The organism is Luteimonas saliphila (genome assembly GCF_016774335.1).
Lineage (GTDB): Bacteria > Pseudomonadota > Gammaproteobacteria > Xanthomonadales > Xanthomonadaceae > Luteimonas > Luteimonas saliphila.
In genome coordinates this window covers 479,131-491,420 of record NZ_JAETWA010000042.1, presented here as the reverse complement: position 1 = coordinate 491,420, position 12,290 = coordinate 479,131, and the positions used below count along the sequence as shown (strand labels likewise).

Annotated in this window: 13 protein-coding genes; 4 read left to right on the top strand and 9 right to left on the bottom strand. The window is 70.6% G+C overall.

What is annotated here, in order from left to right:
- The first annotated feature begins 2 nt into the window (after nt 1-2).
- Nucleotides 3-731, top strand: coding sequence for an SGNH/GDSL hydrolase family protein (locus JMO03_RS14720; RefSeq protein ID WP_425491855.1), 729 nt, complete (start codon nt 3-5; stop codon nt 729-731).
- Between the two features lie 96 nt (nt 732-827).
- On the opposite strand, the gene JMO03_RS14715 is transcribed toward JMO03_RS14720, so the two are convergent.
- From JMO03_RS14715 to JMO03_RS14695, 5 genes are all read right to left on the bottom strand, one after another.
- On the bottom strand, nt 828-2,057 hold the full coding sequence (locus JMO03_RS14715) for an ABC transporter permease (protein ID WP_202844468.1): 1,230 nt from the start codon (nt 2,055-2,057) through the stop codon (nt 828-830).
- Complete coding sequence (locus JMO03_RS14710) at nt 2,054-2,842, bottom strand: ABC transporter ATP-binding protein (protein ID WP_202844467.1); 789 nt, start codon at nt 2,840-2,842, stop codon at nt 2,054-2,056. The genes JMO03_RS14715 and JMO03_RS14710 overlap by 4 nt, the downstream gene beginning before the upstream one ends.
- The gene (locus JMO03_RS14705; RefSeq protein ID WP_202844466.1) at nt 2,839-4,359 is read right to left on the bottom strand and encodes an efflux RND transporter periplasmic adaptor subunit; all 1,521 of its coding nucleotides are present in this window, start codon (nt 4,357-4,359) and stop codon (nt 2,839-2,841) included. The genes JMO03_RS14710 and JMO03_RS14705 overlap by 4 nt, the downstream gene beginning before the upstream one ends.
- A gap of 92 nt (nt 4,360-4,451) precedes the next feature.
- Nucleotides 4,452-5,744, bottom strand: a complete 1,293-nt coding sequence (locus tag JMO03_RS14700) for a sensor histidine kinase (RefSeq protein WP_202844465.1) — start codon at nt 5,742-5,744, stop codon at nt 4,452-4,454.
- 18 nt (nt 5,745-5,762) lie between these two features.
- Nucleotides 5,763-6,476, bottom strand: coding sequence for a response regulator transcription factor (locus tag JMO03_RS14695; RefSeq protein WP_149104813.1), 714 nt, complete (start codon nt 6,474-6,476; stop codon nt 5,763-5,765).
- Nucleotides 6,477-6,600: 124 nt separating this feature from the next.
- On the opposite strand from JMO03_RS14695, the gene JMO03_RS14690 reads away from it, so the two are divergent.
- The gene (locus JMO03_RS14690) at nt 6,601-6,945 is read left to right on the top strand and encodes a DMT family protein (RefSeq protein ID WP_202844464.1); all 345 of its coding nucleotides are present in this window, start codon (nt 6,601-6,603) and stop codon (nt 6,943-6,945) included.
- Nucleotides 6,946-7,264: 319 nt separating this feature from the next.
- Here the strand turns inward: JMO03_RS14690 and JMO03_RS14685 are convergent, their stop codons facing one another.
- The 4 genes from JMO03_RS14685 to nudE form a co-directional block, all read right to left on the bottom strand.
- Nucleotides 7,265-7,567, bottom strand: a complete 303-nt coding sequence (locus JMO03_RS14685) for an Mpo1-like protein (protein WP_202844463.1) — start codon at nt 7,565-7,567, stop codon at nt 7,265-7,267.
- Nucleotides 7,568-7,734: 167 nt separating this feature from the next.
- Nucleotides 7,735-8,559 carry a nucleoside triphosphate pyrophosphohydrolase gene (mazG, locus tag JMO03_RS14680; RefSeq protein WP_202844462.1) on the bottom strand — a complete coding sequence of 275 codons (825 nt, stop codon included), beginning with the start codon at nt 8,557-8,559 and terminating at the stop codon, nt 7,735-7,737.
- A 29-nt stretch (nt 8,560-8,588) separates the two neighbouring features.
- Entirely contained in the window at nt 8,589-9,392 is an 804-nt protein-coding gene (gene cysQ / locus JMO03_RS14675; protein WP_202844461.1) for a 3'(2'),5'-bisphosphate nucleotidase CysQ, read from the bottom strand.
- Nucleotides 9,385-9,939: an ADP compounds hydrolase NudE gene (gene nudE / locus JMO03_RS14670; RefSeq protein ID WP_202844460.1), complete on the bottom strand. Its 555-nt coding sequence runs from the start codon at nt 9,937-9,939 to the stop codon at nt 9,385-9,387. Before nudE ends, cysQ begins: the two co-directional genes overlap by 8 nt.
- A gap of 38 nt (nt 9,940-9,977) precedes the next feature.
- On the opposite strand from nudE, the gene bioA reads away from it, so the two are divergent.
- Nucleotides 9,978-11,399 carry an adenosylmethionine--8-amino-7-oxononanoate transaminase gene (gene bioA, locus JMO03_RS14665; RefSeq protein WP_202844459.1) on the top strand — a complete coding sequence of 474 codons (1,422 nt, stop codon included), beginning with the start codon at nt 9,978-9,980 and terminating at the stop codon, nt 11,397-11,399.
- 127 nt (nt 11,400-11,526) lie between these two features.
- A complete protein-coding gene (locus JMO03_RS14660) occupies nt 11,527-12,279 on the top strand; it encodes a 16S rRNA (uracil(1498)-N(3))-methyltransferase (protein ID WP_202844458.1) in 753 nt (250 codons plus the stop codon).
- The last annotated feature ends 11 nt before the right edge of the window (nt 12,280-12,290 follow it).

Genomic DNA, 12,290 nt, shown 5'->3' with positions numbered 1-12,290 from the left:
CCATGAAACCCGCTGCGGCGCTCTGCAGTGCACTGCTCCCGCTTTTTGCGCTCATCGCGCTGCCGGCATTGCCCGGATGCCACAGCGGCCCACAGGCCGCGTCCGCGCCGATGGACGCGCCGGCGGCCGATCCCGTCTCGCGCGACTGGACGGCCGACATGGCACGGTCCGCCGAGGAGGATGCGGCGGCGCCGCCGCCACCGCGTCCCGTCGTCTTCACCGGCAGCTCATCGGTGCGGCTGTGGCCGGCCCTGACGCAGGATTTCGCCGGCGTGCCGGTGCTGAACCGCGGCTTCGGCGGCTCCGAGGTCCGCGATTCTTTCTGGCACGCCGAACAGGTCGCGTCGCGTTACCGGCCGCGCCAGGTGCTGATCTACGCCGGCGACAACGACATCGACGCCGGACGCACGCCGGCGCAGGTGCTGTCGGACTTCCAGGCGCTTGTCGAGCGCCTGCGGCGCGACCTGCCCGACCTGCGCATCGCCTACATCGCGATCAAGCCCAGTCCGCTGCGCGTGGCGCAGCTGCCGCTCCAGCGCGAAGCGAACGCACTCGTCCGCGACTGGGCGGCGACGCGCGAAGGCGTCGACTTCATCGACGTGTTCACGCCGATGCTGGATCCGCAAGGCCAGCCGGACGCCAGCCTGTTCATCGAAGACCGGCTGCACATGAACGCGAAGGGATACGCACTGTGGCGCGGGATCGTCGCGCCGTACCTGCGGGAGAAGTGATCGCGGCGCGCGTGCGTGGTGGTGCCGCGCATGCATCGCCCGGCCCGGCGCCATCGCCAGGGCACGAGCACCGCGCCCATCGCGCCGGCCGCCGGCCTATTGCTGCCGCAGGGCCTCGATCGGATCGAGCTGGCTCGCCTTCCTGGCCGGGTAATAGCCGAAGAACAGACCGGTGGCGATGGAGAATCCCGCCGCCAGGCCGATCACCTTGCCGTCCAGTTGCACCGGCAATTCGCTGTTGAACTGCCCCACCAGCAGGGCGCCGGCGATGCCGATCAGGATGCCGATCACCCCGCCGCCGAGCGAGAGCAGCATCGCCTCGGCCAGGAACTGGCGACGCACGTCGGCCGGCCCGGCGCCGACCGCCATGCGCAGCCCGATCTCGCGGATGCGTTCGGTGACCGAGACCAGCATGATGTTCATGATGCCGATCCCGCCCACGATCAGCGAAATGGTCGCCACCGCCCCGAGCAGCCAGGACATCAGCCGGGTCGTCGCGGTGCGCGTGGCCACGATCTCGGACATGTTGCGCACCCGGAAATCGTCTTCCGCGCCGGGCGCGATGCGATGGCGCTGGCGCAGCAGCGATTCGATCTCGCCCTGCACGTAGCCCAGGTCGTCCGCGCTGGACACCGCCAGCGAGATTTCCATCACCGCGCCCGGCGGCATGCCCATCGAGCCCATGAGCCGGCGCCGCGCGGTCTCCAGCGGCACCATCACCACCTCGTCCTGGTCGCGACCCCAGCTGCTCTGCCCCTTGGCGGCCAGCGTTCCGATCACGGTCAACGGCACCCGGCCGATGCGGATCGTCTCGCCGATCCCGCTTTCGTCGCCGAACAGTTCGCGGCGCACGGTCTCGCCGATCAGCACCGACTTGTCGTCCCCTGCCTCGTCGAAGCCCAGCCCCTCCTCGACGGTCCAGCCATTGATCACCAGGTAGTCCGGATCGACGCCCTGCCAGCTGCTGTTCCAGTTGCGTTCGGCGTAGACCACCTGGCTGCTGCCGCGCAGCGAGCCCGAGATGTACTGCACTTCCGGGATCTCGCCGCGGATCGCGTCGACGTCGCCCCGGGTCAGGGTGAAGAAGCTGCTGGCGCTCATGCGCACGCCGCCGCTGCTGCGGGCGACGTTGGGGGAGATGTCCAGACGCTGCGACCCCAGCCCGGCGACCATCTTGTCGATCTCGGACTGTGTGCCCTGGCCGACGGACACCATCACGATCACCGAGGCGATGCCGATGATCACGCCGAGCGAGGTCAGCGCGCTGCGCATCCAGTTGCCGCGCAACGCGAACAGGGCCGTACGCAGGATGTCGGCGAAGTTCATCGGGGGCGGGGAGCCGGAATCGAGGAGTGGGACACAGCGGCGGCATCGGGTGCGGTTTCGAATCCCGAATCCCCGATCCCCAATCCCCGCTCTTCATGCATCTCGCCGTCTCGCATCACGCAGGTGCGGTCGGCGTAGGCGGCGACCTCGGGGTCGTGGGTAATGAGCACCACCGTGTGACCCTCGTCGCGCAGGCGCCTGAACAGCGCCAGGATCTCCTCGCCGGTCCTGGAGTCGAGCGCACCGGTCGGCTCGTCGGCCAGCAGGATCGCGGGGCGGTTGATCAGCGCACGGGCGATGGCGACACGCTGCTGCTGGCCGCCCGACAGTTCGCTGGGCCGGTGCGCGGTGCGGTCGGCCAGTCCTACTTCCGCGAGCGCCTCCAGCGCCAGGCGGCGGCGTTCGGCCGGCGGCACGCCGGCGTAACCCAGCGGCATCGCGACGTTGTCCGCGGCGGTCATCCGCGACAACAGGTTGAAGCCCTGGAACACGAAGCCGATCTTGTCGCGCCGCAGGATCGCCGACTGCTCGCGGTCGAGGGTGGCGACGTCGACGCCGTCGCACAGGTACTGGCCGGAGGTGGGCGTGTCGAGGCAACCGATGAGATTCATCAACGTCGACTTGCCGGAGCCGGAAGGCCCCATGATCGCCACGAATTCGCCGCGGGCGATACGCAGGTCGACGCCGGCGAGCGCAACCACTTCCGCCTCGCTGCCCTCGGCATAGACCTTGCGCAGCGCGCGGGTCTCGATCACCGGCGTTGCGTCGGCGACAACGGCGCTCATCTGCGCGCCCGCTCGCCGGTGATGATCTCGTCGCCGGCCTGCACGGCACCCCGGATCTCGGTGCTGGTGCCGTCGCTGGCACCGATGCGCACCGGCACCTCCTCGCGCCGGCCTTCGACCAGCCGGTACAGGGTGGCGCGAGTGGCGCTCAGCGACGAGGCGAGTTCGGCATCCCAACGCTTGCGCTGCGAGTCGTCGAGCAGGCGGGTGAAGCCGGCGTAGTTCTCCTGCATGCGCTCGAGCACGCGCTTGCGGATCAGCGCCTGGACGTCCTGATCGCCGCCCGCGCCCATCCGCACCACCATCGCCCCCGGCGGCATCCCGCCGGCGTCGGCGCGCGTCTGGCCCTGGGTGCCGCCAGCGCCGCGCGCCGCCTCCGCCCGCTGCCGCTGTGCGGCGAGAGCGGCATCGAACGCCGCGCGCTGCTCGGCGTTGAGGTCGAGGGCGGCGGCCACACGCTCCAGTTCCTCGGCCACGCCCGCGCCGCCGCGACCGACCGCCGACGCGGCGGGCTGCGTGCCGGTCCCGCCGACCGGCTTGTAGCGCAGCGCGGCGTTCGACACCTTGAGCACGTCCGTACGGTTGCTGACCTCGATCTCGGCATTGACGGTCAGGCCGGGCAGCAGGGTTCCGTCGCCATTGTCGACGCTGACCACGACCGGATAGGTCACCACGTTGTTGACCGTGGTCGCGGCCAGCCGCACCTGGTCGACGACCCCGCGGAACTGCCGGTCGGGGAATGCGTCGGCGGTGAACGACACCGACTGGCCCTGCCTGACCTGGCCGATGTCGGCCTCGTCCACCGCCAGCTCGATCTTCATCTTCGACAGGTCCTCGGCGATGGTGAACAGCTCCGGTGCCTGCAGGCTGGCAGCCACGGTCTGGCCCGGCTCGATCGTGCGGGTCAGCACCACGCCGTCGACCGGCGAACGGATCACCGTGCGCTCCAGGTTGACCCGGCTGCTCTCGGTCGCCGCCGTCTGCTGGCGGATCTGCGCCTGGGTCGAGGCCACCTGCGCGCGCGCCTGGTCGTAGGCGGCGCGCGCCAGGTCGACATCGGCCTGCGCGACCAGCTTGCGGCTGCCCAGGTCGGACTTGCGGCGATAGTCCAGCTCGGCGTTGCGCAGCGCGGCCTGCGCCTGGGTCAGCGAGGCGCGCGCGCTGGCGACCTGGGCCGCGCCCTGTTCGATCTGCGCCTCGTAGGTGCGCGGGTCGATGCGCGCCAGCACATCGCCCTCCCTGACCTGGCTGTTGAAGTCGACCAGCACGTCGGTGACCTGGCCGGAGATCTGGCTGCCGACGGTGACCGTGGAGATCGCGCTGAGCGTGCCGGTGGCGGAAATCGCCACGCGGATGTCGCCGCGTTCCACTTCGACGGTGCGCCATGCCGATTCCGCCGACGCGTCCTGCGAACCGCGCCACCAGAACCATGCGCCGGCTGCGACCACGGCAAGCACCACCGCGACGATGAGGGCGCGGAGAAACGGCCGCTTGCGGCGCGACGACGGTGGGCTCATGCGAGAGGGGTCCGGTGGGAGTGGCATCCGGGCAGGCTAACGCACCGCACCGGCACCCGGTTGACAGTGCCGCGATGCGGCGAGTCGGCCGCTCAGGAAGGCGTCACCGGCGCAAACCGGATCGTGGCCGTGGTTCCCGCGTCGGGCATGCTCTCGAGCAGGAGTTGCCAACCGAAGCGGCGGGTGAGCCTGCTGGCGATGGTCAGGCCGAACCCCTTGCCCATCGGGCTGAAGGCATCGGCCCGGTAGAACGGCTCGAACGCGTGGCGCAGCGTTTCGGCCGACATGCCGATGCCGGTGTCGCGGATGATCAGGGCATCGGGCCTGATCACCACGTCGATGGCGCCGCTCTCGGTGAAGTTGCAGGCGTTGCGCAGCAGGTTGCGGATCACCACGCCCAGCACCGCGGGCGGCGCGAACAGTCGCGGCGACGCATCACCCGAGATGCGCAGTTCCACCGGCTTGCCGCCCAGCAGCGCACGCGCCTTCTCCGCTTCCTCGACCACCACCTCGCGCACGTCGAACTCCTCGCTCACCGGCGCCACGCCGCCCTCGCGCGCGAGGATCAGGAACGCGTCGATCACCGCCTCCATGTCGCGACCGGCGCGCTGGATGCGCTCGAGCGAGCGGCGCCCGTACGTCGGCAGGGCGGGATCCGACAACAGCATGTCGCTGGCGACCCGGATGACGGTGAGCGGCGTGCGCAGTTCGTGGCTGGCGTCGCGGGTGAAATCGCGTTCGCGCTGCACGAACTCGGCCACACGCCCGGCCAGTCCGTGGAGCGCCGTCGACAGCGCGCGGACCTCGCGGCTCTGGTCGTTCGAGACCGCCGAGAGCGCAAGCGGCGCGGTCATCTCCCCCTGCAGCGGATCCCAGCGCGCGACCTCCTCCGCCAGCCGGTTGACCGGCAGCACGATGCTGCGCGACTTGCGGTAGGTCAGGCCGGTGATCACCAGCACCGCGAACAGCCCCAGCAGGATCATCCCGACCGCCGCGCCCCACATGATCCGGTCGACGTTCCTGGTCTGGACCACGAGGTAGAGCACGCCCGCCGGCTGGCGCTGCACCAGGACGGCGCGTTGCTGGCGGTAGAGGTAGGTCACGCCGTCGCCCATGGCCAGCAGGTCCGCCGGGATGCCCGTCGGGGGCGCACCGCTGGCCTGGAAGTAGCCGTGGATGGTGCCGGTGGCCGGGAGCTGCGCCGGGGGCCGCAGGCCCGCCCGCCGTTCCCAGAACGCGGTCGCCTCCACGTCCAGACGCTGGTCGATCAGGGCGTCGCGGGTCATCAGCGTGATCAGGCTCACCCCGAACACCACCGCCAGGACCGCCAGCAGCCCTTGGGTGACGAACGCATAGCGGATCTTGCTGGGCAGACCCTGCGGCATCGTTAAGCTCCGCAGCGATCAGGCCGGCGACTGGTCGATGTCGGCGATCCGGTAACCGGCGCTCTGCACGGTGTGCAGCAGCGGTTTGTCGAACGGCTTGTCGATGATCTTGCGCAGGTTGTACAGATGGCTGCGCAGGGTGTCCGAATCGGGCAGGCCGTTGCCCCAGATCTCGCGCTCGATCTCCTGCCGGTTCACCACCCGCGGCGACTCGCGCATCAGGATGGTGAGCAGCTTCATCCCGATCGGCGAGAGCTGCAGTTCGGTGCCGCCGCGGGTCGCGCGCATGCTGGCCGGGTCGAGCACCAGGTCGGCGACCTTCAGCACTTCCGACCCCACCTGCCGGCGTTCGCGGCGGATGAGCGCGCGCAGCCGCGCCTCGAGCTCCTGGATCGCGAACGGTTTGGTCAGGTAGTCGTCGGCGCCGGAGGACAGGCCGGTGAGCTTCTCGTCCAGGGTGTCGCGCGCGGTCAGCATCAGCACCGGGGTCGACTTGCGCGCTTCCGAGCGCAGGCGCTTGCAGACCTCCACCCCGTCGAGGCGCGGCAGCATGAGGTCCAGCACGATCACGTCGTAGCTGTTCTCCACCGCCAGCCGGTAGCCATCGAGCCCGTCCGACGCGTAGTCGACCTCGAATCCACGCCCTTCCAGATACTCGCCCACCATTTCGGAGATGTTGCGATTGTCCTCGACGATCAGGACGAGACCGCCGGTTTCCTGCCCTGCACGCATATGTGATCCTCTAAGGGTGCCTTCAGCTTTGTGAAAGCGTGCCAGTCCAGCTGTACAAGGGCCGTGAAGATGCCGCATCGTCGCGACCTCCCTCCCACGACGCCCCGGACCCGCGAGTCCCGCCATGCCCGCCTTCGACCGCCTGCTCCCGATCCTGCTGCTGATCGGTTCCAACGTCTTCATGACCTTCGCCTGGTACGGCCATCTCAAGTACAAGGCCACCCCCCTTGTGACGGTGATCCTGGTCAGCTGGGGCATCGCGTTCTTCGAGTACTGCCTGATGGTGCCGGCCAACCGCATGGGCGCGGCGTTCTATTCGGCGCCGCAGCTCAAGGGCATGCAGGAGGTCATCACCCTGCTGGTGTTCGCCGGTTTTTCGGCGTGGTACCTGGGACAGCCGCTGAAGTGGAACCACTGGGCGGGGTTCGCGATGATCGTGGCGGCGGCGTGGCTGATCTTCCTCGAATAGCGGGCGCGACACAGAGAGTCACCCATCACCGGCCGCGCGCGGCACAGGCATCGACGCAGGTGGCGTTCCGCGCGGGCGGGTGCATGGTCGGCCGCGGCGAACGCGACGGATGCCGGGCTTGCCTCGCCCTCATTCCGCTTCGGGTGCTGCGGATCGAGGTCGCGCCTGAAGGCGCTCCTACAGGGCGTACGCGCGGGCCAAGCCGTAGGAGCGCCTTCAGGCGCGACCCGTTGCAGCGTCTCGTGGCGCCGGGTTCCGTTGGCCCGTGGTCGCGCCTGAAGGCGCTCGAGGTTGCGTCGGGATGACGCGGGCGCCAGTGTCAGAACCGGATCCTGCCGCTGAGGATGTCCTTGAACATCACCCAGTCGCCGGCGAACGAATAGAACGGGTGCTTGAACGTGGCGGGGCGGTTCTTCTCGAAGAAGAAGTGCCCGACCCAGGCGAAGGCGTAGCCGCACACCAGCGCGGCCAGCAGCCACCACGCGTTGCGCTGGACGATCGCCAGCGCGACGAATGCGAGCGCGCCGCAACTGCCGACGAAGTGCAGCCGTCGCGAGGTGCGGTTGCCGTGTTCTTCCAGGTAGAACGGATAGAACTCGCGGAAGCTGGCGAAACGGCGCATGTTCGTCCTCCCTCGGCGGTTGCCGGGGGGATGATGAAGCCGCTCGCGGCCGTGCACAACCGCGCCGGCGGTCGACGCCGAGCCGGAGGCACACGGGCATACTGGATTCCAGGTCGGAACGCCGGTGGGAGCGCCGCCGGTCCGGACCGGCACGCCCGGGGGCGCTGTCAGGTCGAGCGCTTGGCCCGCTCCCAGTAGCGCTCCTGTTCCACCAGCGACAGATCCTGCAGGCGCACGCCATCGTCCCGCGCCATCGCTTCCATCGCGCGGAAGCGCCGCTCGAACTTGGCGTTGGCCCCGCGCAGCGCGCTACCGACGTCGACCTTCGCATGCCGCGCCAGGTTGGCGGCGACGAACAGCAGGTCGCCCAGTTCTTCCTGCAGCCGTGTTCGTGCATCGGCATCGCCCGGGTCGGCCGCCACCGCCGCGAACTCGGTGCGGACTTCCTCGATCTCCTCGCGCAGCTTGTCGATCACCGGCGCGGGGTCCGGCCAGTCGAAGCCCACGCGCGCCGCCCGGTCCTGGAGCTTCACCGCGCGCTGCCATTCGGGCACGCCGCGCGAGACGCCGGCCAGCGCCGAATCCTCGTCCTGCGCGCCCGCCGCGGCGCGCTCGGCACGCTTGATCTGTTCCCAGCTGGCGGTCTGCGCATTCGCATTCGCGACCCGTGCATCCGCGAACACGTGCGGATGCCGGCGCACCATCTTGTCGCAGATCGCGGCGACCACGTCGCCGAACGCGAACGCCGCCTGCTCTTCCGCCATCCGCGCATGGAACACCACCTGCAGCAGCAGGTCGCCCAGTTCGTCCTTCAATGCCGGCAGATCGCCGCGATCGATCGCATCGGCCACTTCGTAGGCCTCCTCGATCGTGTACGGGGCGATGGTCGAGAAGTCCTGCTCGAGATCCCAGGGGCACCCGCTTCCCGGCGTGCGCAGGCGCGCCATGATCCCGAGCAGGCGCTGGATGTCTTGGTCGTCGGTCGCGGCCATGCGCTCGTGGTTGCGCGTCGTGGTGGCGGCTAGAGCCAGTCGCGCCAAGGCAGCGCGGGATCGCCGAGCGCGACGAAGTCGCCGTTGAGCAGGGTGTCGCGCTGGTTGTAGCGGAACGGCCGGCCGCGCGGATCGAGCAGCGCGCCACCGGCGCCCTCGAGGATCGCCTGGCCGGCGCCGGTGTCCCACTCGCTGGTCGGTCCGAAGCGCGGATACACGTCCATGCCGCCTTCGGCGAGCCGGCAGAACTTGAGCGACGAACCCAGGCCGACGGGCTCGACCGCGCCCATCCGCACCATCAGCGCCTCGGTGCGCGGATCGCGATGCGAGCGGCTGGCGGCCACGCGCAGCGGCGCATGCGCCGGCCGGCGCACGCGAATCGCGTTCTCGCCGCTGGCGTCCCGACGGAACGCGCCGTGCCCGGGTGCGCCATGCCACAGCACGCCGGTCACCGGCGCCTGGATCACGCCGAACACCGACACGCCATGGTCGATGAGGGCGATGTTCACGGTGAACTCGCCGTTGCGCTTGACGAACTCGCGGGTGCCGTCCAGCGGGTCGACCAGCCACAGGCAGGGCCAGCGCCGGCGGATCTCCGCCGGCACGGCGTGCGTCGATTCCTCCGACAGCACCGGAATGTCCGGGGTGAGCCGCGAAAGTCCGGCGACGATGCGGTGGTGGGCTGCGAGGTCCGCGTCGGTCAGCGGGCTCGCATCGTCCTTGCGGGTGACGTCGAAGTCGCGTTCGTAGACTTCCAGGATCGACGCGGCCGCCTCCTGCGCGATCGCCAGCACGTCCTCGCGCAGCGCCTGGATGGTGACGAAGTCAGGCACCGGCGGTCCGTTCCATGTACTCGCGCGCAGCGAACAGGGCGGCGATCGAACGGCCTTCCGAGAAGTCCTCGCGCAGGGCCAGTTCGCCGATCGATGCCAGCGGCCAGGGCACGACTTCCAGTTCCTCCGGCTCGTCGCCCGGCAGGCGCTCGGGGTACAGATCGCGGGCCAGCACGACGGTGGTCTCGTGGCTCATGTACACCGGCGCCAGCGACAGCGTGCGCACCACGTCGAGCCGGCGCGCGCCATACCCCGCCTCCTCCTTGAGCTCGCGGTCCGCGGCCTGCAGCGGCGTCTCGCCCGTATCGATGCGGCCCTTGACCAGGCCCAGTTCGTAGCGGTGCAGGCCGGCGGCGTATTCGCGCACCAGCAGCACGGTCCCGGCGTCGAGCATCGGTACCACCGCGACGGCGCCGTGGCCGCGGCCGCGCAGGCGTTCGAACTGGCGGCGCTCGCCGTTGCTGAACTCCAGATCCAGCCGTTCCATGCGGTACGGGCCGGCGTCGTGCTCGGTGATGCCGTGGATCGTCGGCAGGCGGCGCGTCACGGCACCGCCCCGGACGGGCCACGGGCGATAATGGGGGCATGTCGAATCACGATGACGCCATTCTAGACGAGGCCGGGCGCTGGCGTTCGCGCGACCTCGCCGTGCTCTGGCATCCCTGCACGCAGATGCGCGAGCACCCGGACGTGCTGCCGCTGCTGCCGGTGGCGCGCGGCGAAGGCGCCTGGCTGGTGGGGCACGACGGCAGCCGCACGCTCGATGCGGTGAGCAGTTGGTGGACCAACCTGCACGGCCACGCCGAGCCGCGCATCGCCGATGCCATCGCCCGCCAGGCGCGCACGCTGGAGCAGGTGATCCTCGCCGGATGCTCGCACCCCCCGGCGGTGGAACTGGCCGAACGGTTGCTGGAGATCGCCCCGCGCGAACCGGGGCGAGATCCGTTGGCCAAGGTGTTCTATGCCGACAACGGCTCGGCCGGGATCGAGGTCGCGCTGAAGATGGCGTTCCACTGGTTCCGCAACCGCGACGACGAACCGCGGCGCACGAAGTTCGTGGCGCTGCAGAACGGCTACCACGGCGAAACCATCGGCGCGCTCTCGGTCAGCGACATCCCGCTGTACAGGCGCATCTACGCGCCGCTGCTGATGCAGGCGATCTTCGCGCCCTCGCCCGATGCCTACCTCGCCCGCGACGGCCAGGGCGCTGCGGGCTGCGCCGAGGACGCGGCCGACGCGCTGGCGCACCTGCTCGACGAACACGCCGGCGAGATCTGCGCGCTGGTGCTGGAACCGCTGGTGCAGTGCGCCGGCGGCATGCGCATGCACCACCCGGCCTACCTGCGCCGGGTGCGCGAGCTGTGCGACGTGCACGGCATCTTCCTCATCGCCGACGAGATCGCGGTCGGCTTCGGCCGCACCGGCACGATGTTCGCCTGCGAACAGGCCCCTGCCGAGGCTCGCGTCGGCGGCAAGGGGGGCGTTCAGCCCGACCTGCTGTGCCTGTCCAAGGGCCTGACCGGCGGCTTCCTGCCGCTGGCCGCGGTACTCGCGACGCAGACGATCTACGACGGCTTTCTCGACGACTCGCGCGAGCGCGCGTTCCTGCACTCGCACAGCTACACCGGCAACCCGCTGGCCTGCGCTGCGGCGCTGGCGTCGCTCGCCATCTTCGCCAGCGACGACGTGCTCGCCCGCAACCGCGCCACCGCCTCGACGATGCAGGCGCTGGCCGCACCCATCGGCCGGATCGGGCATGTCGCCGACGTGCGCCAGACCGGCATGATCGTGGCGTTCGAACTCGCCCGCGACGGCGACCGGCGCAGGCCGTTCGACCCGTCCGCGCGCATCGGCCTGCGCGCCTATCGCGCCGCGCTCGCCCGCGGCGTCCTGCTGCGTCCGCTGGGCGACGTGCTGTACTGGATGCCGCCCTACTGCATCGACGAGGCGCAGCTCGGGCTGCTCGCCGACGCGACCGCCGACGCGATCGTCGAGGCCACGACGTGAACGACGCGACCCGGCCCACCTCGCCGGCACCTGCGGGCGTCATGGTGCGCCAGAAGGCCGCCAAGGCTCCCGAGGCGCGTCGTCGACGCCTGCCCGCCTCGGGCCGGGCCCGGCGGAGGATGGCGCGATGCGCGTGATCCGCACCTACGTCGATGTCGCGCTCGCCGTCGGCGCTCGCATCACGCTGCCCGCGGAGGCCGCGGCGCACCTGGTGCGGGTGCTGCGCCTGCGCGAGGGCGACGAATGCGTGCTCTTCAACGGCGACGGCCACGACTACGCCGCGCGCATCACCGCCTCCGGCAAGCGCGACACGCTGGTCGAGATCCACGGCGCGCAGGCGGTCGACAACGAATCGCCGCTGCGGGTCACCCTGCTGCAGGGCATCGCGCGCGGCGAGAAGATGGACCTGATCCTGCAGAAGGCGACCGAACTTGGCGTGGCGCGGATCGTGCCGGTGGACGCGGACCGCACCGAGGTCCGCCTCGACGGCGCGCGCATGACGAAGCGGGTCGCCCACTGGCGCGGCATCGTGTCCTCGGCCTGCGCGCAGTGCGGCCGCGCGCGTCTTCCCCAGGTGTGCGATCCGCTGGACATCGCAAGTGCCGCGATCCAGGCCGGCGACACGCCGTGCAGGCTGGTCCTCGACCCGATGGGCGCGCTAGGGCTGTCGACCCTGGCGGCCGCCGCCGCGGGCGAGGCGGCCGGACCCGTCGTGATCGCGATCGGGCCCGAGGGGGGCTGGTCGCCGCGCGACCGGCAGCGACTGTACGCGGCAGGATTCGAGGGGTTGCGCCTGGGTCCGCGGGTGCTGCGCACCGAGACCGCGGGACTCGCGGCGATCGCGGCCCTGCAGGCGCTGTACGGCGATCTTCGCGGCTGATACCGCGTCCT